The following is a 21689-nucleotide window of genomic DNA, read 5'->3' as shown; positions in this document are numbered from 1 at the left end:
ACGACTATGGGAAGCAAAAATGAATTGTTAAAGAAAATGGAAGAAAAATATCCCAAATTCAGCAAAGGACAGAAACGGCTGGCGGAGTTTATTCGGAATGAATATGACAAGGCGGCCTTTCTTACCGCCGCCAAAATGGGAGAGGAAGTGGGTGTAAGCGAATCGACGGTGGTTCGCTTTGCCGCCGCTTTGGGATATGAAGGATATCCCGGCTTCCAGAAAGCGTTGGGGGAGCTGGTTCGGACCAAGTTAAATTCCATACAGAGGATGGAAGTAACCTACGGACGTATTGGGAGAGGAGAGATCCTCGCTTCCGTTTTACAGGCAGACATCGACAAAATCAAGATGACCTTGTCTGCCATCGACGAACATGTTTTTGAACAGGCAGTGGATATGCTGCTGAATGCAAGAAAGATTTATGTGATCGGAGTCAGAAGCTGTGCTCCTCTGGCCAGTTTTTTGAGCTTCTATCTGAATCTTGTGTGTGAGGATGTGACGGCGGTCCACAGCAACAGCTCCAGTGAAATTTTTGAGCAGCTGATTCGGATCAGGGAAGAGGATGTGATCATTGGCATCAGCTTCCCCAGATATTCCATGCGGACGCTGAAAGCACTGGAATTTGCCAGCAACCGGAAGGCCAGAGTCATTACGCTGACGGATAGTGTCCATTCTCCCATGACACTGTATTCCTCCTGCAACCTGATTGCCAGGAGTGATATGGCGGGAGTGGTGGATTCGCTGGTGGCACCCCTCAGTGTGATCAATGCTCTGGTGGTGGCTCTTTGCATGAGGAAGCAGGAGGAAGTGATCACGACCCTGGAAACGCTGGAACAGATCTGGGAAGAATACCAGGTGTACAGCAAGGATGAATTAAACCGGATCAATGACAAAGTAGAGTTTGCATCCGGGAAAGAGGAGTAGCATGAGCCGTATAGTGATTGTGGGAGGCGGGGCAGCAGGAATGTATGCTGCCCTCATTGGCGCAGAAAAAGGACATCAGATCGATCTGTATGAAAAAAATGAAAAGCTGGGGAAAAAGCTGTACATCACCGGGAAAGGCCGATGCAATCTTACCAATGCCTGTGACGGAGAGACGCTTCTGGGATCCGTGATCAGCAATCCCAGGTTCATGTACAGCAGCTTTTACGGACACAGCAATCAGGATACGATGGCGCTGTTTGAACGGATAGGACTTTCCATCAAGACGGAAAGAGGGAACCGGGTGTTTCCGGCATCAGACAAATCTTCTGATGTGATAAAGGCGCTGGAACGGGAATTGAAAAAGAACCAGGTGAGGATCCATTTGAACACGGAAATCAGGGAGATTGTGGTAAAAGAAGGAAGATGTGTAGGGATCAGGACTGCCGGGGGAGAGAACGTACCGGCGGATGCCTGCATTTTGGCAACAGGAGGTCTGTCCTACAGAACTACGGGAAGCACAGGCGACGGCTATCGCTTTGCGAAAGCACAAGGGCACAGTATCGTGGAGTGCATCCCCTCTTTGGTTTCCCTGGAAACAGAAGAAGATTGGCCGGTAAAGGTGCAGGGACTGTCCTTAAAGAACGTGGAGCTTCTGGTGCAGAAAAAGAACAGGATCCTGTACAGGGAAACAGGAGAAATGCTTTTTACAGACCGGGGGGTCAGCGGTCCTTTGATCCTGACAGCCAGCAGTGTGGCGGGAAGAGATATCATGCAAAAAGAGGTGGAGCTTTTGATCGATCTGAAGCCGGCACTGACGCACAAGCAATTGGATAAAAGACTGATCCGGGAGTTTGAGGAGCAGAAAAACAGGCAATTTAAAAATTGTCTGGGAAATCTCTTTCCAAACAAATTGATCCCTGTTATGGTAGAGCAGAGTGGGATCGCACCAGAAAAACAGGTAAACCTGATCACCAAGGAGGAGAGAAAACGGTTTGCGGAACAGATCAAAGCGCTCTGCCTGCATGTGAAGCAGCTGGGAGGGTTTAAGGAAGCGGTGATCACCAAGGGCGGCGTCAGTACCAGAGAAGTGGATCCAAAGACAATGGAGTCCAAACTGGTAGAAGGACTGTATTTTGCCGGAGAGATTTTGGATGTGGATGCGGTGACGGGAGGGTTCAACCTGCAGATCGCTTGGTCAACTGCCTATGCCGCCGCAAGCCATGTGAAATAGGAGGAAAAGATGGGATATCAGATAGCCATTGACGGACCGGCAGGAGCCGGAAAAAGCACCATTGCAAAGCTGGTTGCAGAAAAACTGGATTTTGTGTATGTGGACACAGGAGCCCTGTATCGGGGACTGGCAGTTCATTTCCTGAAAGAAGGGATCGATGAGACGGATGAAACCGCGCTGACGAAGGCCTGTGAAAAAGCCCGTATTGACCTGGCCTATGAAAATGGGATCCAGCAGATACTTCTGAACGGGGAAAATATCACATCTTTGTTAAGAGAAGAAAGGGTGGGGAACCTGGCGTCCCGGGTCTCTGCCTTGCAGGTGGTCCGGGAAAAGCTGCTGCAGACCCAAAGAGAGATCGCACAGAAAAAGAATGTGGTAATGGATGGAAGAGACATAGGGACCTGCGTCCTGCCGGAAGCCGGGGTCAAGATCTTTTTGACGGCCAGTGTGGAAACCAGAGCCAAAAGACGATATGAGCAGCTGACCAGAGAAGGAAAACAGGCGGATCTGAAGAAGATCGAGGCAGATATTCAGGAGAGGGATCACAGAGATTCCCACAGGGAGATCGCACCTTTAAAGCAGGCAAAGGACGCTGTTCTTTTAGACAGTTCAGACCTTACGATCCCACAGGTGGTGGAACGGATCATCCGGGAAAAGGAGAATGCAGGTGGAAATTAAACTGGCAAAGACGGCTGGATTTTGTTTTGGAGTCAAACGTGCAGTAGAGACGGTGTACGAGGAAATAAAAAAGAACACGGATAAAAAAGTTTACACATATGGACCGATCATCCATAACGAGGAAGTGATCAAAGAACTGGCAGCTATGGGGGTGGAGGTGATCCGATCAGAGGAAGAACTGAAAAAGGTCACAGACGGGATCGTGATCATCCGTTCTCACGGCCTGCCGAAAAGGGTTTACCGGAAAATGGAAGAGTCCGGGATTTCCTATGTGGACGCCACCTGTCCCTTTGTAAAAAAGATCCATACGATTGTAAGCAGAGAAAGCGCGGCAGGCGCTCATGTCGTTGTGATCGGAAACAGGACCCATCCGGAGGTGGAAGGGATCCGCGGATGGGCGGGAGACAGGGTGAGCATCATTCAGACCAGAGAAGAAGCGGAAGATTTTCGGGTCGAAGAACCCGCAGGAAGAGTGTGCGTCGTAGCACAAACGACATTTAATTACAAGAAATTTCAAGAACTAGTTGAAATCATAGAAAAAAAAGGTTATGATATACTTGTTTTAAATACGATTTGCAGTGCCACCAGGAAGCGGCAGGAAGAAGCCGGGCGGATTGCAAAGAGTGTGGAAGCGATGATCGTCATAGGCGATAAGCGTAGCTCCAACACTCAGAAGTTATTTGAAATCTGTAATAAAGAATGTTTGAATACGTACTACATACAGACACTTGACGATTTGGATTTGAATCAATTAGGGTCCGTGGAAACAGTAGGTATTACAGCAGGGGCATCCACGCCCAAGAATATAATTGAGGAGGTTCAAAATAATGTCGGAACAAACTTTTGAACAAATGTTGGAGGAATCTTTTAAAACTATAAGGAATGGAGAAGTCGTAGATGGTACGGTCATTGATGTAAAGCCGGATGAGATCATTCTGAACATCGGATATAAGGCTGACGGTATCATTACACGCAGTGAATATACCAATGAATCCAACGTCGATCTGACGACTCTGGTACAGCCGGGAGACGAGATGACGGTGAAGGTGCTGAAAGTCAACGACGGAGAAGGTCAGGTTCTTCTGACGTACAAGCGTCTTGCGGCAGAAAAGGGAAATGAAAGACTGAAAGAAGCTTTCGAGAACCATGAGGTGCTGAAGGCGCCGGTGGCACAGATCCTAGGCGGCGGTCTCAGCGTAGTGATCGAGGAGGCGAGGGTATTCATCCCGGCAAGCCTGGTATCGGATACTTACGAGAAAGACCTAAGCAAGTATCAGGATCAGGAGATTGAGTTTGTGATCAGCGAGTTCAATCCGAGAAGAAATCGTGTGATCGGAGACAGAAGACAACTTCTCATTGCAGAGAGAGCAGAAAAGCAGAAAGAGCTGTTTGCAAGGATCCAGGTAGGAGACAGGATCCAGGGCGTTGTAAAGAACGTAACAGATTTTGGTGCGTTCGTAGATCTTGGCGGAGTGGACGGACTGCTCCATATTTCAGAGATGTCCTGGGGACGTGTGGAAAATCCGAAGAAGGTTTTCAAGGTAGGCGAAGAGCTGGAAGTTATGATCAAGGATATCCGCGATACGAAGGTGGCGCTCAGCTTGAAGTTCCCGGAGGCAAATCCCTGGGCGGATGCACAGGAGAAGTATGCCGTGGGCACTATCGTAAACGGCGTTGTGGCAAGAATGACAGATTTTGGTGCATTTGTGGAGCTAGCTCCCGGAGTGGACGCACTGCTGCATGTTTCCCAGATCGCAAGGGCACACGTAGAAAAGCCGTCTGACGTTCTGGAAGTGGGACAGGAGATCACAGCTAAGGTTGTGGATCTGAATGAGACGGACAAGAAGATCAGCCTGAGCATGAAGGTGCTGGAGGCAGACGCTGAGCCGGAGTACGAGGAAGCTTCCGAGGAAGAATAGTCTGCAGACGGGACGGAGAGATCCGGTCGTATGAGGAGATTTAAGATCAGGATAGAGAAGAAGACGAAGGTCAGACAGGGAGACGGATATCACGTCTCTCTGTTTTCATGTTAGGAAAACCACGCGATAGTTGCGTGGTTCTATTCGTCTCATAAAAAACCGACTTTGCGGCAGTCTGAAGATCCGTTGTATCGAGGAAGCCGGACAGGAAAAGAAGAGGGGAAGGATGGTTAAAAAAGTAACGGAATGTTTATGGAAATATACAAAGAATTCCGTGGAATCAGTGGAAAATTTAGGTATTTTCCTGTATAGTAGAAAAAGAGAAAATAGGAAGGAAGGATAAAGGGATGGCATTGTTTACATTTAAGGGTGGAATCCACCCGGATGACGGCAAAAGTCTGGCAAAGGACAAGGCAATCGTGGAAGTGAAACCAAAGGGTCAACTGGTGTTTCCTCTTTCACAGCACATTGGAGCGCCTGCGATTCCGGCAGTGGAAGTGGGGCAGAGAGTGTTGAAAGGTCAGAAGATTGCAGAGGCGGGCGGGTTCGTTTCGGCTCCCATATATGCGTCGGTGTCCGGTACGGTAAAGGGGATAGAACCGAGACTGAATCCTACAGGCGCACGGGTGACCAGCATCGTCATTGAAAATGATGAGGAATATGAAGAGGTGGAGTATGCATCGACAAAGCCGCTGGACGAGATGACAGAAGCTGAGATCCTGGAAGCGATCGGGGAAGCAGGCGTTGTCGGAATGGGAGGAGCAGGATTTCCGACCAAGGTAAAGCTCTCCCCCAAGGAACCGGACAAGATCGATTACATTATCGCCAACTGTGCAGAGTGCGAGCCGTATATCACGGCGGATTACCGGCGTATGCTGGAAAACACAGAAGAGCTGGTAGGCGGGATGAGGGTCGTCCTGAAATTATTCAAAAATGCAAAAGGACTGTTTGGCGTGGAAGACAACAAGCCGGACTGTATTGAGAAACTGAAAGAGCTGACAAAAGATGAGCCCCGGATGGAAGTGGTGACGCTGAAAACCAAGTATCCTCAGGGAGGAGAGCGTCAGCTGATCTTTGCTGCAACGGGAAGAGCGATTAATTCTTCCATGCTTCCGGCAGATGCAGGATGCGTGGTGGACAATGTGGAGACGATGATCAACATCTATCAGGCAGTCGTAAACGGCAGACCCTCCATGGAGCGTGTCGTTACCGTAAGTGGAGACGCAGTCTGTGAACCGGGGAACTTTAAAGCTCCCTTTGGAATGAACCAGGCAGAACTTGTAGAGGCGGCCGGAGGATGGAAAGAGGATCCGGAAAAGGTGATCTCAGGCGGACCGATGATGGGGTTTGCCATGTTCAGTGTAGATGTACCGGTAACAAAGACATCTTCCTCTATCCTGGGATTCACCAGGGATGAGGTAGCGAAACATGCTCCCAGCGCCTGTATCAACTGTGGGCGCTGCGTAGAGGTATGTCCCAGCAGATTGATCCCTTCAAGGCTGGCGGATTATGCAGAACATCATGCAGAAGAAACGTTTACGGCGCAAAATGGAATGGAGTGTATGGAATGTGGGTCCTGTAGTTTTGTGTGCCCTGCAAAAAGGCCGTTAAAACAGGCGATCGGTTCCATGCGCAAGATCGCGCTGGCGAACCGCAAGAAAAAATAAGGATCAAGAAGAGAGGAAGAGGTGAATAACGTTGAGTGAGAATCAATTTAAAATTTCAGCATCTCCCCATATCCGGTCCAAGAGTACGACCGAGGGGATCATGCAGCTTGTGACCATCGCGCTGCTTCCGGCAGCGGCATTCGGTGTGTGGAATTTCGGGATCTATGCGCTGGCAATGCTGGTGACGACCACGGCAGCCGCAGTGGCGACAGAATATATCTATCAGAAATTGATGCACAAGCCTGTGACGGTGCGGGACTTCAGTGCAGTAGTAACGGGCTTGCTCTTAGGGATGAATATGCCGCTTACGGCGCCTTTGTGGATGGGTGCGCTGGGAAGTGTGTTCGGCATTCTGATTGTAAAGCAGTTGTTTGGAGGGCTGGGACAGAACTTCATGAACCCGGCTCTAGGAGCAAGATGCTTCCTTCTCATTTCCTTCACAGGTCCTATGACCAGATTTGTATATGACGGAGTGACAGGAGCAACTCCTTTGGCGCAGCTAAAGGCCGGAGAAGCGGTAGATTCCATGGAAATGCTCATCGGAAGAATTCCGGGGACCATAGGGGAGACGTCTGTGATCGCCATTATTATCGGAGCGATCTTTCTGATCCTGACGGGAGTGATCGATCTTCGGATCCCGGGAACATACATCCTTACCTTTGTCATATTTGTAGGGATTTTTGGTCAGTTTACAGAAGCAAAGGCGGGCCTTTTTGATCCCCAGTACATCACCGCACAGCTTTGCGGTGGCGGACTGATGCTGGGAGCCTGGTTTATGGCGACGGATTATGTGTCTTCGCCTATTACAAAAAAGGGACAGTATGTGTATGGGATCCTTCTGGGAGTCCTGACAGGATTGTTTAGGCTTTTCGGAGGATCTGCGGAAGGCGTTTCTTACGCAATCATCATCAGCAACCTGTTTGTTCCGTTGATTGAGAAGGCGACTCTTCCCAAACCATTTGGTAAAGGAGGAGAAAAATAATGAATAAGATCATAAAAAACACGATAATTCTCATGCTGATCACCCTGGTCGCAGGAATCCTCCTGGGATTTGTATATAAGATTACCCAGCAGCCTATCCAGACGGCACAGGAAAAAGCAAAAAAGGAAGCCTGGAAGCAGGTGTTCCCGGAAGCAGATATGAGTGAATTCAAATCAGAATCCGTGGATACGGAGGCCTCGGAAGCAGCGGCAAAAGAGCTGGGCATCAAAGCAGAAGTAGGTGAAGTCTGTGTTGTGGGAGATAAAGGCTATATCGTTACCGTTACTGACAAGGAAGGTTATGGCGGAGATATCAAGATCACGGTGGGGATCACCACCGACGGTACGGTAAACGGGATTTCCATTCTTTCCATCAGTGAGACGGCAGGACTTGGTATGAAAGCAAAGGAGCCGGCGTTTTACGAGCAGTACAAGGGAAAGCAGACAGAGAAGTTTGTAGTTTCCAAGGATGGAGGAGACGGGGAACCCATCGATGCCCTGAGCGGAGCAACGATTACATCAAGAGCAGTGACAGGTGCGGTAAACGAAGCCCTGGCATACTATCAGAATGTGTTTGGGAGGTAGAGGAGAATGAACAAATATATCGAAAGATTATATAACGGTTTGGTCAAAGAAAACCCTACCTTTGTTTTGATGCTGGGAATGTGTCCGACGCTGGCGGTTACGACATCCGCTACAAATGGCGTGGGTATGGGACTTTCTACTACCGTTGTACTGGTGTTGTCTAATATGCTGATCTCCATGCTTCGGAAGATCATACCGGATTCTGTGAGAATGCCGGCATTCATCGTTGTGGTGGCGTCTTTCGTTACCATCGTGCAGTTTTTGCTGGAAGGTTTCGTGCCAAGCCTGTATGCGTCTCTTGGACTTTACATTCCTCTGATCGTGGTAAACTGTATCATTCTGGGACGTGCGGAAAGCTACGCATCGAAGAATCCGGTGGTACTGTCTATCATGGACGGATTCGGAATGGGACTGGGATTTACCGTAGGACTGACTGCCATTGGTATGGTCAGAGAGCTGATCGGAGCAGGGCAGATATTTGGATACCAGCTTCTTCCTCTGGCAGATGAGGCGGCCGGAAAGGCCGGATATGTACCGGTAACGATTTTTATTCTGGCACCGGGCGCTTTCCTTGTTCTGGCAGGACTGACTGCGCTTCAGAATAAGGCGAAGAATGCGGCAAAGAGAAAAGGAAAACAGGTAAAAGAATCCGGTGGCTGCGGAAGCGGCTGCGGTTCCTGCAGCGGCTGCGGAAACGACGGGAAAGTATTTCCGACAGGAAATGAAGAGTAGGAGGGGAGCATAAATGAAAGAATTATTGATTATTGCAATTGGATCTGCCATTGTGAACAACGTTGTGCTCAGCCAGTTTCTTGGAATCTGTCCCTTCCTGGGAGTTTCCAAAAAAGTTGAGACTGCGTCCGGGATGGGCGGGGCGGTTATTTTCGTTATTACGATCGCATCCTTTATCACCGGACTGATCTATAAGGGGATCCTTGCAAGATTTAAAGTAGAGTATTTACAGACCATCGTATTTATTCTGGTGATTGCGGCACTGGTACAGTTTGTGGAGATGTTTTTGAAAAAGGCGATGCCTTCTCTGTATCAGGCTCTGGGTGTGTATCTTCCGCTGATCACTACGAACTGTGCGGTTCTGGGTGTGGCGCTGACCAACGTTCAGAAAGAATATACCATTTTCCAGGGAGTGATCAATGGAGTGGGAACTTCTGTAGGGTTTGCACTTGCCATCGTTATTATGGCCGGGATCCGCGAAAAGATCGAATATAACGACGTATCCGAATCTTTCCAGGGAACGCCCATCGTTTTGATCACGGCAAGTCTGATGGCGATCGCGTTCTTTGGATTTTCAGGATTGATATAGGAGGAGCGGACAATGGGTGTGACGGAAATTGTAATAGGAGTAGTAGCGGCGGCAGTGATCGTTGGCGGAACAGGACTTTTTATAGGAGTATTCCTGGGGGTTGCCGGAAAGAAGTTTGCCGTAGAAGTTGATCCGCGGGAGGAAGCCATCATGGAAGTGCTTCCGGGAAATAACTGCGGAGGCTGCGGGTATGCAGGATGTTCCGGTCTGGCGTCTGCCATCGTAAAGGGAGAAGCAGAGGTGGGCGGATGTCCGGTGGGAGGCAGTCCGGTGGCGGCAAAGATCGGAAAGATCATGGGACTGGAAGCCGGTGAGCAGGTACACAAGGTGGCTTTTGTGAAGTGCGGCGGAAGCGATACCAATGCAAAAAAGGAATACGAATACCATGGAGTGAAGGACTGTGTCATGATGAACATGATGCAGGATGGAGGACCCAAGGCCTGCAGCTATGGCTGTCTGGGAGAAGGAAGCTGCGTGAAGGTTTGCCCGTTTGATGCGATTCATGTGGTGGACGGAGTGGCTGTGGTAGACAAGGAGGCCTGCAAGGCATGTAATAAATGCGTGGAGATCTGTCCGAAAAAGCTGATCGAATTAGTTCCCTATGACCAGAAACATCTGGTACAGTGCAGTTCCAGAGATAAGGGGAAGGATGTAACGAAAGCCTGCTCGGTAGGCTGTATCGGCTGTCGGATGTGCGAGCGGGTTTGTGAGCATGACGCTGTGCATGTGACGAATAACATTGCCTATATCGACACAGATAAGTGTACCAACTGCGGGGCATGCGCTGCAAAATGTCCAAGAAAGATCATTCTTCCGGGAAAGGCAGTATAAAAGGTGAAAAGACAACTGGAACAGAAGGGAATCCGTTTGTTTTTAAATGATGTAAAGAAGCAAAGGTGGGCGATCCTGGCAGTGATCGCCTGCCTTCTTTTGCTGAAAGCAGCAACGGGAGCCTCCTGTCCGATGGTAGCGCTGACGGGATTCCCCTGTCCCGGCTGCGGTCTGACACGGGCGGGGATCCATCTGATGCACGGGGAGGTGCAGAGCGCCTTTCGGATCCATCCTTTTATTTACGGCGTGGCGGCCTACGGAGCCGTGTTTGCCATAAACCGTTATCTTTTAGGAAGGAGGATGGGAAAGGTGTTGAGGGGAAGCCTGGTGCTTCTGGTGGCGGCCATGTGTCTGTTTTACATCTGGAGAATGATCCGTTATTTTCCGGGAGATCCTCCTATCAGCTATTACGGGCATAATCTGCTGAGACGGACGATGACTCTCTTTCAATATTTTTTGTTGAAATAAAGAGACAATACTGATATACTGGGTATGAGTATAAAGAAGGGAGAGAAGATCAATGGACAATCAGTTTGATAACCAGATCAATACAGAGGGGCAATACAATTAGACCAATACTGAGATTCCACAGCAGAATGTGCAGGATAATTATCAGTACAATGTAGGCGGAGGCCAGAGTTCCCAGTACAATCAGAACGGGGATGGGATGGACACAACGCCGCTTACGGTAGGAGAGTGGGCGCTCACGATCCTGGCGCTGGCAATTCCGTGCGTGGGATTCATCCTGTATTGTGTTTGGGCATTTAGTAAGACCGGCAATATCAACAGAAGAAACTTCTGCCGGGCAGGTTTGATCATTTACGCAGTATGTATTTTGATCTATGTTCTTATTTTCGTTGTGTTTGGCGCAGCGCTTCTGGGTGGTATGGGATCCTACTATTATTAGGAAGCAGCCCGGGAAGAGCATTGGATTCAGAAAGATTTTCAGAGAAGGTAAGGGTGAGAGTGCAAGCTTTCATCCTTCTTTTTTTGCAGGAAGGATGAGACGGTGCGCCGGATCGTTCCACATTCACGGCGATCACAGCCTTGCTTCCTGGTTGAAGGCGGGATGGGATTGTGATAGAATAAGGAGCGGAAAACAGGAGAGAACATGGAAACATATTTGTCAAAAAAAGATAAGAGAGTGATCGTGGCGGTGGTGATACTGTCTGTGGCCATCTATCTTTTCTGCGGACTATGGAACAAGGAAGAAGGCGCCAGAGTGGTAGTGAAGGTGGATGGAAATATACAGGGAATCTATTCCCTGAAGGAGGACAGAACGATCCGTGTAAATCATGGAAAAAATATTGTGGAGATCAAGAATGGGAGGGCGGCCATGAAGGAAGCGTCCTGTCCGGATCAGCTTTGCGTCCATCAAAAAGGAATCAGCGGAATGCGTGAGACCATCGTGTGTCTGCCGAACAAGGTGGTCATAGAGATTGAGGGCGAAGAAGCAAAGACAGATTCCACACAAGAAATTGACAGCGTTGCAGAATAGAAAGAGCAGAATAGAGGGATTCATGAAAAACAGAGTGGCATATTTTGGCGTATTTACGTCTCTTGCTTTGATATTGAGTTATGTAGAGAGTCTGATTCCCCTTCCCTTTGGAGTACCGGGAATGAAGCTGGGGCTGGCAAATCTTGTGATACTGATCGCCTTGTATCAAATGAAAGTGACAGATGTATATCTATTGGCGGTGGTGCGGGTGCTGCTTTCCGGGTTTTTGTTTGGAAATTACTTCAGCATTTTGTACAGCCTGGCGGGGGGCCTCTTCAGTCTGTCTATGATGTATTTTTTCAGGAAAAGGGAAGGATATACCAAGGTGGGAGTCAGTATGGTGGGCGGTGTGTTCCATAATGTGGGGCAGTGCCTGGTAGCCGGAGTGGTGGTCGGAACCTTCAAGATCGTGTATTATCTGCCGGTATTGCTTCTGACAGGGCTTGTGACCGGGTTTTTGATTGGGGTCATTGGACGGGAAGTGTTGAAACGACTTCCGGTTTTACGTAGCTTCTGACAAAAATGGAGGATACAGAACAAAAAACGGTTTTGACGTGGAGATCTGTATAAAGAGCGCAGGCTTTGTCAGATGCCTGCCTGTGTGAAAAGACAGAAAAGAGGAGAAGAAAGAATCAGGACACGTCGTTTATAAGGAGAGAAAATGATAGCATACATAAAAGGGGTTTTGGCAGACAAAGAAGAAAGCAGAGTCATCGTGGAAACGGGAGGGATCGGATATGGGATTTTTGTACCGCAGTCTGACATGGAGCGATTGCCCAAAACGGGAAACATGGTAGAGCTGTACACCTATTTCCACGTAAAAGAGGACGAAATGAAGCTGTTTGGATTTTTGTCAAAAGAAGAGAAGGAACTATTTAAACTGATCATAGGAGTCAGCGGGATCGGCCCCAAGGGCGGGCTTTCCATTCTGTCGGCGTTGTCTCCCAACGCCCTGCGGATGGCGGTGGTGTCGGGCGATGCCAAGGCGATCGCAAAATCCCCCGGGATCGGGAAAAAAACGGCGGAAAAGCTGATCCTGGAATTAAAGGACAAGCTGAATCTGGAGCAGATGCTGGAACAGACGTCGGAGGGAGCCGCAAACATAGAAAATACCGGAGTACAGGGAGAGGTCATAGAGGCGCTGACAGAATTAGGCTATGGCCAGACGGAAGCGTGGAGGGCAGTGAGAAATTCGGGCCTGGAAGAAGGAGATACGGCAGAATCCCTGCTGAAGCGTGCTCTGAAGAATATTATGTTTTAGTATAAGGGGAAGATATGAACAGAAGAATCGTGACAACGGAATATACGGAAGAAGAAAATAAACTGGAAAGCCATCTAAGGCCGCAGACATTGGAGGATTATATCGGGCAGGAAAAGGCCAAGGAGACGCTAAAGGTATATATAGAGGCGGCAAAAGCAAGAAAAGAACCGCTGGATCATGTGCTCTTTTATGGGCCGCCGGGGCTTGGAAAGACGACGCTTGCCGGTATCATTGCCAATGAAATGGGGGTCAATATGAAGGTGACTTCCGGCCCTGCCATTGAAAAGCCGGGAGAAATGGCTGCCATTTTAAACAGTCTTCAGGAAAATGACGTTCTGTTCGTAGATGAGATCCACAGACTGAACCGACAGGTGGAGGAAGTGTTGTACCCTGCTATGGAAGATTATGTGATCGATATCATGATAGGAAAAGGATCCTCTGCCAGATCCATCCGCCTGGAGCTTCCCAAATTTACACTGGTAGGAGCTACGACCCGTGCGGGGATGCTGACGGCGCCTCTCAGAGACCGGTTTGGAGTGGTGCATCGCCTGGAGTTTTACACGCCGGGAGAACTTCAGACCATCGTACTTCGATCAGCGCAGGTGCTGGAAGTAGAGGTGGAACTGGAGGCGGCAATGGAATTGGCAAGGCGCTCCAGAGGAACCCCCAGACTTGCCAACCGGCTGCTGAAAAGAGTCAGGGATTTTGCGCAGGTAAAGTATGACGGCTGTATTTCCAAAGAAGCAGCCAACTATGCCTTGGATCTTCTGGATGTGGATAAGGAAGGACTGGATCAGACAGACCGGGAGGTACTGCTGACCATGATCCAGCGCTTTTCCGGCGGACCGGTGGGACTGGATACACTGGCGGCTTCCGTGGGAGAAGATTCCGGAACCATAGAAGATGTCTATGAGCCGTTTTTGCTGAAAAATGGCTGGATTCAGAAAACACCGAGAGGAAGAGTCGTAACGGAAAGAGCCTACCGTCATCTGGGAATGGAAAAAGAATAGGAAAGTGTTAGAAAACACAGGAAAAATAGTTGGTTTTTTAGAAATTTTAGTTTATAATAAAAGAAATATGGATGAATGAGGGAGGCTTCTGATGGCATCATCAAAAAACTACACGGAAGTATTAATTGGGGGGAAGGTATTTACCCTCAGTGGTTTTGAAAGCGAGGAGTACCTGCAGAAGGTATCCACCTATCTGAATCACAAGATCGAAGAATGCAGCCGCAGCGACGGGTATCGAAAACAAAATTCCGAGACCAGGAGTATTTTACTTGCCCTGAATATTGCCGATGACTATTTTAAGGCGAAAAAGCAGGGAGGATCGCTGGAAAGCGATATCGAGACAAAAGACAAAGAGATGTATGACTTGAAGCATGAATTGATTTCTGTTCAGATCAAGCTGGAAAATGCAGAAAAGGCGATGGATAAGCTGAAGGAAGAGAACAAAGATCTTCAGATGAAGATCGTCCAGCTGGAGACAGAGATAAAAAACAAAGGAAACGGATCAAACTAACAGGATCACACCACAAAAAGAAAAGCAAAGGATAGGCTGTCTCTGGACAGTCTATTTTCGCATAAGAAAGAGGAGACTATGGGAAAACACGTTGAGATCCTTGCGCCGGCCGGATCTTTGGACAGTCTGCGGGCCGGACTTGCAGCGGGAGCAGACGCAGTCTATATAGGAGGGAGCAGGTTCGGAGCCAGAGCCTATGCGCAGAATTTTACCGAGGAACAGCTTCTGGAAGCGATAGATGAAGTGCATTTACAGGGGAAAAAGATCTATATGACGGTCAATACCCTTTTGAAGGATAAAGAACTGGCGGAGCTGTTTTCTTACCTGCTGCCTTATTATCAAAGAGGTCTGGATGCTGTGATCGTTCAGGATATGGGAGTGCTGCGGGCAGTTAGAAGCTGGTTTCCTGGGCTGGAAATCCATGCCAGCACGCAGATGAGTATTTCGGCTGCGGAGGGAGTCAGGTTTCTGAAGAAACACGGTGTTTCCCGGGTGGTGCCTTCCAGAGAGTTACATTTGAAAGAGATTGCAGAAATGAAGAAAGAAGGACTGGAGCTGGAATGTTTTGTTCATGGGGCAATGTGTTACAGCTATTCAGGGCAGTGTCTGTTCAGCAGTCTCATCGGCGGCAGGAGCGGCAACAGAGGACAGTGCGCCCAGCCATGCCGTCTTCCCTATCAGATAGACGGCCGGCCGGAGCAGGACCTTTTGAGTCTGAAAGATCTGTGTACCATCCATAAGATCCCGGAACTGATAGAGGCGGGGATCGATTCTTTCAAAATCGAAGGAAGAATGAAGCAGCCGGAATATGTCTATACGGTAACAAAGCTTTACAAGAAATATACGGATCTTTATCAAAAAAACGGACAAAGTGGATTTTCTGTAAGTGCGGAGGATGAAAGAAAACTGAAAGAAGTCTACCAGAGAAGAGGATATTCGCAAGGGTATTATCATCAGCGAAACGGAAAGGAGATGCTCTCCCTTGCAAGACCGGAAAACGTATCGACGGAGTCGCAGAAGAAGGAAGGGGCCTATCTTCCCGAACTGCTGCCCGTTTCCGGCAAGCTATGGCTCAAAAGCGGATGTCCGGCAAGCTTTTCTGTAGCTGCCGGGTCTGCCAAAGTAAGCTGCAAAGGAGAAGTGGTGCAGGAGGCGGTGCGCCAGCCGCTGGAACTTTCCAAGGTGGAAAAGCAGATGAAAAAAACGGGAAGCACCGGGTTTTATTTTCAGAATCTGGAGATCTGCATGGAAGAGGGAGTCTTTCTTCCGGTGCAAAGCCTGAATCAGTTACGGAGACAGGGGCTTGGAAAACTGACGGAAGCCCTCTTACAGCCTTACAGAAGAGAGTGGACGAAGGAGAACGGGAAGGAAGACGAAAGCGCGTTACATCCGGAACAGGGAGCTGCTGCCGAAGAAAACAGGGACCGAAGCGCTACTTACAGGGTGGGAGTGCTGGTGCAGACCAGAGAACAGATGAAAATAGCGATGGACGCCGAGATGGTTTCCCGGATCTATGTAGAGGATCCAAAACTTTGCAGAGAGGCGAAACTGTCAAAGAAATGTATCATTCTTGCGCTTCCTTCTGTGTTTCGTGAAGATACCGCAGAAAAGTGGGAGGCATACCGGGAAGAGATCCGTGCCTACTGCGATGAAGTACTGATAAGAAACTGGGACAGCCTTCAATGGCTTAGAGACAGAGGATTTGAAAAACCTGTGCGGACAGACTATAATCTCTATGTATGGAATCAACAGGGAAAGGTATTTTTCCGGGAAGAGGGGATCCGGGGGTATACGGCTCCGGTAGAATTTCGGGAAAGAGAATTAAAAGAATTGGAAATAGAAGGAGCCACCCTGATCGTGTATGGGCGTCAGCCGGTTATGATCACTGCCAACTGCGTACAGAAGACGGTGCGCGGATGCGACGGGCGTTCAGGCTGGCTGTATTTGACCGACAGGAAACAGAAAAAAATACCGGTTAAAAAATATTGTGATTCCTGTTATAATGTTATCTATAATCCCGCGCCGCTGTTTCTGGCAGATCTGGCAGAAGATGTGAAGCGTCTTGGGATGTGGGAGATCCGTCTGGACTTTTCCACAGAAGACAAAGAAGAGATGCAGGCGGTTTTAAAAGCCTATCAGGCGGGATTCCTGCAGGGAGATCCGGAACTGGGAGCTCCGTTTCAAAAGGAATTCACCAGAGGGCATTGGAAACGGGGCGTAAAATAGGAGTAAGGCATGATAAATATTATAGTAGAGCTTTCTAAATATATTTTGATCGTGATGGTCGTCGTCTATGCATATTTGTGTTTCGGAGTATTTGCCTATCGAAGCCCGGAGGCAAAAAAAAGAATCCTGACGCAGCAGAATGTGCTGATGTTTCTGATGCACATGACGGCGTTTCTGGTCATGTATCTGGAAACCTCGGATTTAAAAATGATCGCTTTTTATTTAATGCAAGTGGTTCTGTTTGGTGCCACTATAATCCTCTATACGAACCTTTATCCTAAAGCGTCGCGTTTGGTGGTAAATAATCTATGTATGCTTTTAAGTGTAGGACTGATCATGATCACCAGACTAAATTATGAGAAAGCGATGAAACAGTACATCATCGCAGCGGGAAGCATTGCTCTCAGCCTTGTGATTCCGGTGATCATCCGAAAACTGAAGCTGTTGTCCGAGTGGAGGCTTTTTTATGGAGGACTGGGTATCCTGTCTCTGGGCGTGGTGGCAGTCTTAGGAAGGGTATCCTACGGGGCAAGGCTGGGATTCACCGTTGCAGGGATCAGTATTCAGCCTTCGGAGCTGGTAAAGATCATCTTCGTATTTTTTGTGGCGGCCAGCTTCAAAAAATCCATGGAATTTAAAAATATTGTGGTTACCACAGCCCTTGCGGCATTCCACGTGCTGATCCTGGTGGCCTCTACAGATTTGGGCGCTGCCCTGATCGTCTTTGTGGTATACCTGACGATGCTTTATGTGGCAACGCATCAGTTTCTCTATGTGGCGGCGGGCGTCCTGTCCGGCGGCGCAGCGTCAGTGGGAGCGTATTATCTGTTCAACCATGTAAGAGTCAGAGTTCTGGTGTGGAAGGATCCCATTGCGGTGTACGACAAAGGAGGATATCAGGTAGCGCAGTCTTTGTTTGCCATCGGAACGGGAGGATGGTTTGGGATGGGCTTATTCCAGGGAGCGCCTGATAGTATCCCGGTTGCGGACACGGATTTTATTTTTTCGGCGCTCGCAGAGGAGATGGGATTGATCTTTGCTCTTGCGGTGATTCTGATCTGTATCAGCTGCTACGTGATGTTTCTGAATATCGCAATGCAGCTTCACAACATGTTTTATAAGATGGTGGCTTTGGGACTGGGAACCTGTTATATTTTCCAGGTGTTTTTAACGGTGGGCGGCGTGACTAAATTTATCCCTTCTACCGGAGTGACCCTGCCGTTGATCAGCTATGGAGGCAGTTCTCTGGTCAGTACTTTGATCATGTTTGCTATTATCCAGGGACTGTATATCCTGCGGGAAGATGAGGAAGAAGATATTGAGAGAAGACAACGAGAGAAGTTACGAGCAAAGAGAAGCATTGCGGAAGATGGAGAGAAAAATGGAAAAAAGGGCAATGCCGCGGAAAGAGAGAAAAGAAGCAGACAGAGAAGACCGGAGAAAAGCAAGGAAAAAACGATCCGGTAACAGGGAGTTTGCCAAGGTGACATATGTATATGTCCTGCTGTTTCTGGCTTTGATGGGATATATCATTTATTTTCAGGCGGTAAAAAGTAAGGATCTGATCAAAAGTCCTTATAATGCCAGACAGGATGCCAACAGCAAACGGATCACCAGAGGGCAGATCCAGGACCGCAACGGCAACGTTCTGGCGGAGACAGTCACAGGAGCAGACGGAAAAGAAGTCAGACAGTATCCCTACGGTAATCTGTTTGCGCATGTAGTAGGCTACAGTCAACAAGGGAAGACGGGGTTGGAGTCCGCAGAGAATTATAATCTTCTGACATCCAACGAATTTTTTCTTACCAAGCTGCAAAACGAATTCCAAAACAAGAAAAATCCGGGGGACAACATTGTGACGACGCTGGATGCCCGCTTGCAGGAAGCGGCGTGGAACGCGCTGGGGCCTTATAGGGGAGCTGTGGTAGCAATAGAGCCTTCCACCGGAAAGATTGTGGCTATGGTGTCCAAGCCGGACTACGATCCCAACCAGATAGAAGAGAATTGGGAGTACCTGAATGCAGATCCGGAAAGCGCTCTGCTGAACAGAGCCACACAGGGCAACTATGTACCGGGATCCACCTTTAAGGTGGTAACGGCGCTGGAATATATGCGGGAGCATCCGGATTTTGAATCCTACTCCTACACCTGTCCGGGGTTCATAGAACACGAGGGGACACTGATCCACTGCTACAATCATCAGGCTCATGGAGTGGTAGATCTTCAGGACAGTCTGGCATACTCCTGCAATGCCTCGTTTTCTAATATTGGATTGATGCTGGAGGTTCCCCGGTTTCAAAAAACAGCCAAGGAACTTTTGTTTGACAGTAAGCTTCCCGGCCCTCTGCCGGGAAGCCGCAGTAGTTTTACATTGACGGAGCAGTCAGACAGTGCGGACAAAATGATGACGGCTATGGGACAGGGACAGACCCAGGTAAGCCCTTATCATATGGCGCTGATCACGGCTTCCATCGCCAATGGGGGCGTGTTGATGAAACCTTATCTGGTAGATAAGATCACCAACCATTCCGGAAAGGTGATCGAAAAGCAGATGCCGAAAGAATACAGAACCCTGATGACGCCGGAGGAGGCCGCAAAATTGAAAGAGTATATGACGGCCGTAACCTCTTATGGGACAGCTTCCGTGTTTGCAGGAGCCGGCTATACGGCGGCAGGGAAGACAGGAACGGCAGAGTACAGCAATGATCAGGAAAAAACACATTCCTGGTTTATCGGAATGTGTGATGTGGATCAGCCGCAGCTGGCAATCAGCGTCATCATTGAAGCTTCCGATGGAAGTATCAGTGGCACGCAGGTGGCGAAACAGGTATTTGACGCCTATTATCAGTAGCGGTCAAAAGGAGAAGGGAATGCGCTATTTCAAAAATCTGTACCTGACAGAAAGAGCAAAAGAAAAGAAGGAAACTATCATCCGAAAGCTGGAGGATAACAGCATCCAGTTCTCGGTTTATCTGCTCCTTTGCAGAGAGGGAGAGAGGATGACACTGGAGATCTGCCATGCCGGAATGTTTTTACAGGCCTGGTATCCCAGAGAACAGGTAAAGATCGCGGGAATGGCATTTGGCTATGAGGAGGCGCTGGAACTACTGGCAGAGATGGTGGAGGATGCTTACCAAAACACCGGAAACGCAGACGTGTGTTCTTATCTGAAAGCAAGGGAGGAACAGGGCGAATAAAATGTTGCATATGATTTTAATCCTATTGAAAGGACTGGGGATCTGCCTGGGAGCTTTTGCGGGACTGCTTGTTCTCGTTCTATTAGGAATCCTGTTTTTACCAATCTGCTATCGGATGGAAGGAAACTGGAACCGGATGAAGGAAGAGCGGGGAGGCAGGGCTGTGATAAGATGGTGTTTTGGCCTGGTTTCAGCCTGCTTCTATTATGAAGAAGGAGCAAAATGGAAAGTCAGAGTTGCTTTTTGGAGGTGGGGGAGCGATTCGCCTTCGAGACAGGGGAAAAAAGAAAAACAGTCCGAAGAGAAAACGAGTGAGGAAAAAGAGGATGACGAAGCGGACCAAAAGGAAACAGATTCCGTTCCTTTCCAGGAAATGGAACCAGAGGATCCAGTGGATCAGACGAATCCTAAAATGGAAGAAAATCCTGGGAAAGTGGAAACGGCAGAAAAAGAAAGTACAGAAAAAAGCATTTTAAACAGGATCCGAAAGGGATGGGAAGAGATCAAGAGAAAGTTTCGTAATATCCATGATACCATCAGATGGCTGCAGGAGCAAAAGGAGGCTCTCAAAGAATTTCTGGGGGATCCCATCCATCAAAGAGCATTCCAGATATTGAAAAAAGAAGGTAGGATTCTTCTTAAAAAACTAAAGCCGAAAGATATAAGAGGAAGATTTGTATTTGGCTTTGAAGATCCCGGAACAACAGGGTATGTTCTGGCAGGACTGGCAGTTTTGTATCCGGTTTATGAGGATCGGATAGAAATTCTCCCCGATTTTGAGACGGAAGTTTTGGAGGTGGACGGAAGCGTTTGCGGCAGAGTCTACTTGTGGTGGATGATCAGGCTGCTGGCGGGCCTTGGATGCAGGAAAGCGGTTCGAATGACCTATCGGGATATCATGGAATATAAAAACAATATGGCACGCAGGAAAGGAAGGGACAGATAATGGCAGAACAGAATTTTAAGGAAACGGTAGAGGCACTATTTCAGGGAGTGGACAGTGTGGTGTCGTCCAAGACGGTGGTAGGGGAGCCCGTCCATATCGGCGATGTTATCATTCTTCCACTGGTGGATGTATCTTTTGCCATCGGAGCCGGCAGCTTTCAGAGCGGGAAAAATGTGGAAGCAGGCGGAAGACAGGGAGAAAGGAAGCAAAAGGGCGCAGGGGGAATGGGCGGAAAGATGACGCCCAGCGCAGTTCTTGTGATACAAAACGGAAAGACCAAGCTGGTCAATATTAAAAACCAGGATACTATGACAAAGATCCTGGATATGGTCCCGGATCTTGTGGATCGCTTTTCTCCTAAAAAAGAAGGGAAGATGACAGAGCAGAAGGTTGCAGATATGCTGGAAAAAGCTTCGGAAGCGGAGTAGGAGAAATCTTTCCAGGAAAATCTTTCCGGCAGGAAGAAGAAATTAGGTCTTGCAATTTCAGATGAGATTTGCTAGAATATCAATGTTGCAAGTTCGTAAGAACTTATTTTGAGCGTTAGGAGGTGCAGTCATGGCTAAATGTGCTATTTGCGAAAAGGGTGCTCACTTTGGAAATAATGTAAGTCATTCTAATAGAAAAACACCAAAAATGTGGAAGTCAAATGTGAAGTCCGTTCGTGTAAAGACAGAGGGCGGTGCTACACGTAAGATGTATGTATGTACTTCTTGTCTGAAGTCCGGCAGAGTAGAGCGTGCATAATGCAGGAGAAAGAAGAATGAGGAACTCAGATTTCGTTTTGGAATCTGAGTTTTTGCTTTATAAGGAACCGGGACAGGGAGTTAATAGTTGTAATCAAATAAAAAACAGAGTATAATATCAGTACTGCGTAGGCAGCAGGGGAAGAGAACGGAGGTT

At 48.4% G+C, this 21689-nt stretch carries 25 protein-coding genes; all 25 read left to right on the top strand.

Going from position 1 to position 21689, the window contains the following annotated elements; genetic code table 11:
- The first annotated feature begins 6 nt into the window (after positions 1-6).
- Positions 7-921 carry a MurR/RpiR family transcriptional regulator gene (locus tag SOW26_RS06990; RefSeq protein ID WP_154475695.1) on the top strand — a complete coding sequence of 305 codons (915 nt, stop codon included), beginning with the start codon at positions 7-9 and terminating at the stop codon, positions 919-921.
- 1 nt (position 922) lies between these two features.
- Positions 923-2152: a BaiN/RdsA family NAD(P)/FAD-dependent oxidoreductase gene (locus SOW26_RS06985; protein ID WP_320652135.1), complete on the top strand. Its 1230-nt coding sequence runs from the start codon at positions 923-925 to the stop codon at positions 2150-2152.
- Positions 2153-2161: 9 nt separating this feature from the next.
- Positions 2162-2833 carry a (d)CMP kinase gene (gene cmk, locus SOW26_RS06980; RefSeq protein ID WP_320652134.1) on the top strand — a complete coding sequence of 224 codons (672 nt, stop codon included), beginning with the start codon at positions 2162-2164 and terminating at the stop codon, positions 2831-2833.
- Entirely contained in the window at positions 2823-3680 is an 858-nt protein-coding gene (gene ispH / locus SOW26_RS06975; RefSeq protein ID WP_276960022.1) for a 4-hydroxy-3-methylbut-2-enyl diphosphate reductase, read from the top strand. The genes cmk and ispH overlap by 11 nt, the downstream gene beginning before the upstream one ends.
- On the top strand, positions 3661-4752 hold the full coding sequence (gene rpsA / locus SOW26_RS06970; protein WP_154475689.1) for a 30S ribosomal protein S1: 1092 nt from the start codon (positions 3661-3663) through the stop codon (positions 4750-4752). Before ispH ends, rpsA begins: the two co-directional genes overlap by 20 nt.
- Before the next feature lie 347 nt (positions 4753-5099).
- A complete protein-coding gene (rsxC, locus tag SOW26_RS06965; RefSeq protein ID WP_320652133.1) occupies positions 5100-6419 on the top strand; it encodes an electron transport complex subunit RsxC in 1320 nt (439 codons plus the stop codon).
- Positions 6420-6450: 31 nt separating this feature from the next.
- The gene (locus SOW26_RS06960; RefSeq protein ID WP_320652132.1) at positions 6451-7401 is read left to right on the top strand and encodes an RnfABCDGE type electron transport complex subunit D; all 951 of its coding nucleotides are present in this window, start codon (positions 6451-6453) and stop codon (positions 7399-7401) included.
- Complete coding sequence (locus SOW26_RS06955; RefSeq protein ID WP_276960019.1) at positions 7401-7985, top strand: RnfABCDGE type electron transport complex subunit G; 585 nt, start codon at positions 7401-7403, stop codon at positions 7983-7985. Before SOW26_RS06960 ends, SOW26_RS06955 begins: the two co-directional genes overlap by 1 nt.
- 6 nt (positions 7986-7991) lie before the next feature.
- Complete coding sequence (rsxE, locus tag SOW26_RS06950) at positions 7992-8717, top strand: electron transport complex subunit RsxE (protein WP_154475681.1); 726 nt, start codon at positions 7992-7994, stop codon at positions 8715-8717.
- 13 nt (positions 8718-8730) lie between these two features.
- Positions 8731-9306, top strand: a complete 576-nt coding sequence (locus SOW26_RS06945) for an electron transport complex protein RnfA (RefSeq protein WP_276960018.1) — start codon at positions 8731-8733, stop codon at positions 9304-9306.
- A gap of 12 nt (positions 9307-9318) precedes the next feature.
- Positions 9319-10137 (top strand): RnfABCDGE type electron transport complex subunit B, encoded by an 819-nt coding sequence (locus SOW26_RS06940; protein WP_276960017.1) that lies wholly within the window; start codon positions 9319-9321, stop codon positions 10135-10137.
- A 3-nt stretch (positions 10138-10140) separates the two neighbouring features.
- The gene (locus tag SOW26_RS06935) at positions 10141-10605 is read left to right on the top strand and encodes a DUF2752 domain-containing protein (RefSeq protein WP_320652131.1); all 465 of its coding nucleotides are present in this window, start codon (positions 10141-10143) and stop codon (positions 10603-10605) included.
- A 130-nt stretch (positions 10606-10735) separates the two neighbouring features.
- Complete coding sequence (locus SOW26_RS06930; RefSeq protein WP_320652130.1) at positions 10736-11044, top strand: hypothetical protein; 309 nt, start codon at positions 10736-10738, stop codon at positions 11042-11044.
- Between the two features lie 204 nt (positions 11045-11248).
- Complete coding sequence (locus SOW26_RS06925; protein ID WP_320652129.1) at positions 11249-11635, top strand: NusG domain II-containing protein; 387 nt, start codon at positions 11249-11251, stop codon at positions 11633-11635.
- 22 nt (positions 11636-11657) lie between these two features.
- On the top strand, positions 11658-12152 hold the full coding sequence (locus SOW26_RS06920; RefSeq protein WP_276960014.1) for a Gx transporter family protein: 495 nt from the start codon (positions 11658-11660) through the stop codon (positions 12150-12152).
- 144 nt (positions 12153-12296) lie between these two features.
- On the top strand, positions 12297-12896 hold the full coding sequence (gene ruvA, locus SOW26_RS06915; protein ID WP_154475671.1) for a Holliday junction branch migration protein RuvA: 600 nt from the start codon (positions 12297-12299) through the stop codon (positions 12894-12896).
- A gap of 14 nt (positions 12897-12910) precedes the next feature.
- A complete protein-coding gene (gene ruvB / locus SOW26_RS06910) occupies positions 12911-13906 on the top strand; it encodes a Holliday junction branch migration DNA helicase RuvB (RefSeq protein ID WP_276959847.1) in 996 nt (331 codons plus the stop codon).
- A 91-nt stretch (positions 13907-13997) separates the two neighbouring features.
- Positions 13998-14417, top strand: a complete 420-nt coding sequence (gene zapA, locus SOW26_RS06905; protein WP_276959848.1) for a cell division protein ZapA — start codon at positions 13998-14000, stop codon at positions 14415-14417.
- Positions 14418-14495: 78 nt separating this feature from the next.
- Positions 14496-16643, top strand: coding sequence for a peptidase U32 family protein (locus SOW26_RS06900; RefSeq protein ID WP_320652128.1), 2148 nt, complete (start codon positions 14496-14498; stop codon positions 16641-16643).
- A gap of 9 nt (positions 16644-16652) precedes the next feature.
- On the top strand, positions 16653-18110 hold the full coding sequence (locus SOW26_RS06895) for an FtsW/RodA/SpoVE family cell cycle protein (RefSeq protein WP_320652127.1): 1458 nt from the start codon (positions 16653-16655) through the stop codon (positions 18108-18110).
- A 52-nt stretch (positions 18111-18162) separates the two neighbouring features.
- Complete coding sequence (locus SOW26_RS06890) at positions 18163-19494, top strand: peptidoglycan D,D-transpeptidase FtsI family protein (RefSeq protein WP_276960013.1); 1332 nt, start codon at positions 18163-18165, stop codon at positions 19492-19494.
- Between the two features lie 19 nt (positions 19495-19513).
- Entirely contained in the window at positions 19514-19840 is a 327-nt protein-coding gene (locus SOW26_RS06885) for a hypothetical protein (protein ID WP_276960010.1), read from the top strand.
- Position 19841: 1 nt separating this feature from the next.
- A complete protein-coding gene (locus SOW26_RS06880) occupies positions 19842-20786 on the top strand; it encodes a DUF2953 domain-containing protein (protein WP_320652126.1) in 945 nt (314 codons plus the stop codon).
- The gene (locus SOW26_RS06875) at positions 20786-21214 is read left to right on the top strand and encodes a GerW family sporulation protein (RefSeq protein WP_320652125.1); all 429 of its coding nucleotides are present in this window, start codon (positions 20786-20788) and stop codon (positions 21212-21214) included. Before SOW26_RS06880 ends, SOW26_RS06875 begins: the two co-directional genes overlap by 1 nt.
- A 130-nt stretch (positions 21215-21344) precedes the next feature.
- Entirely contained in the window at positions 21345-21533 is a 189-nt protein-coding gene (gene rpmB / locus SOW26_RS06870; RefSeq protein ID WP_154475655.1) for a 50S ribosomal protein L28, read from the top strand.
- Positions 21534-21689 lie beyond the last annotated feature (156 nt).

Origin of the sequence: Suipraeoptans intestinalis (genome assembly GCF_034091795.1) — a bacterium.
In the GTDB taxonomy this organism is placed as follows: Bacteria; Bacillota; Clostridia; order Lachnospirales; family Lachnospiraceae; genus Suipraeoptans; species Suipraeoptans intestinalis.
This window is presented reverse-complemented; position numbering and strand designations above follow the sequence as displayed.

Bases quoted from the DNA above. Each gene is read 5' to 3' on its own strand.
- SOW26_RS06885 (WP_276960010.1), top strand. From the start codon at position 19,514: ATGCGCTATTTCAAAAATCTGTACCTGACAGAAAGAGCAAAAGAAAAG.
- cmk (WP_320652134.1), top strand. From the start codon at position 2,162: ATGGGATATCAGATAGCCATTGACGGACCGGCAGGAGCCGGAAAAAGC.
- SOW26_RS06985 (WP_320652135.1), top strand. From the start codon at position 923: ATGAGCCGTATAGTGATTGTGGGAGGCGGGGCAGCAGGAATGTATGCT.
- SOW26_RS06890 (WP_276960013.1), top strand. From the start codon at position 18,163: ATGGGATATATCATTTATTTTCAGGCGGTAAAAAGTAAGGATCTGATC.
- SOW26_RS06925 (WP_320652129.1), top strand. From the start codon at position 11,249: ATGGAAACATATTTGTCAAAAAAAGATAAGAGAGTGATCGTGGCGGTG.
- rpmB (WP_154475655.1), top strand. From the start codon at position 21,345: ATGGCTAAATGTGCTATTTGCGAAAAGGGTGCTCACTTTGGAAATAAT.
- rsxE (WP_154475681.1), top strand. From the start codon at position 7,992: ATGAACAAATATATCGAAAGATTATATAACGGTTTGGTCAAAGAAAAC.
- SOW26_RS06920 (WP_276960014.1), top strand. From the start codon at position 11,658: ATGAAAAACAGAGTGGCATATTTTGGCGTATTTACGTCTCTTGCTTTG.
- rpsA (WP_154475689.1), top strand. From the start codon at position 3,661: ATGTCGGAACAAACTTTTGAACAAATGTTGGAGGAATCTTTTAAAACT.
- zapA (WP_276959848.1), top strand. From the start codon at position 13,998: ATGGCATCATCAAAAAACTACACGGAAGTATTAATTGGGGGGAAGGTA.
- SOW26_RS06940 (WP_276960017.1), top strand. From the start codon at position 9,319: ATGGGTGTGACGGAAATTGTAATAGGAGTAGTAGCGGCGGCAGTGATC.
- SOW26_RS06955 (WP_276960019.1), top strand. From the start codon at position 7,401: ATGAATAAGATCATAAAAAACACGATAATTCTCATGCTGATCACCCTG.
- SOW26_RS06875 (WP_320652125.1), top strand. From the start codon at position 20,786: ATGGCAGAACAGAATTTTAAGGAAACGGTAGAGGCACTATTTCAGGGA.
- ruvB (WP_276959847.1), top strand. From the start codon at position 12,911: ATGAACAGAAGAATCGTGACAACGGAATATACGGAAGAAGAAAATAAA.
- SOW26_RS06900 (WP_320652128.1), top strand. From the start codon at position 14,496: ATGGGAAAACACGTTGAGATCCTTGCGCCGGCCGGATCTTTGGACAGT.
- SOW26_RS06990 (WP_154475695.1), top strand. From the start codon at position 7: ATGGGAAGCAAAAATGAATTGTTAAAGAAAATGGAAGAAAAATATCCC.
- SOW26_RS06880 (WP_320652126.1), top strand. From the start codon at position 19,842: ATGTTGCATATGATTTTAATCCTATTGAAAGGACTGGGGATCTGCCTG.
- SOW26_RS06945 (WP_276960018.1), top strand. From the start codon at position 8,731: ATGAAAGAATTATTGATTATTGCAATTGGATCTGCCATTGTGAACAAC.
- ruvA (WP_154475671.1), top strand. From the start codon at position 12,297: ATGATAGCATACATAAAAGGGGTTTTGGCAGACAAAGAAGAAAGCAGA.
- rsxC (WP_320652133.1), top strand. From the start codon at position 5,100: ATGGCATTGTTTACATTTAAGGGTGGAATCCACCCGGATGACGGCAAA.
- SOW26_RS06895 (WP_320652127.1), top strand. From the start codon at position 16,653: ATGATAAATATTATAGTAGAGCTTTCTAAATATATTTTGATCGTGATG.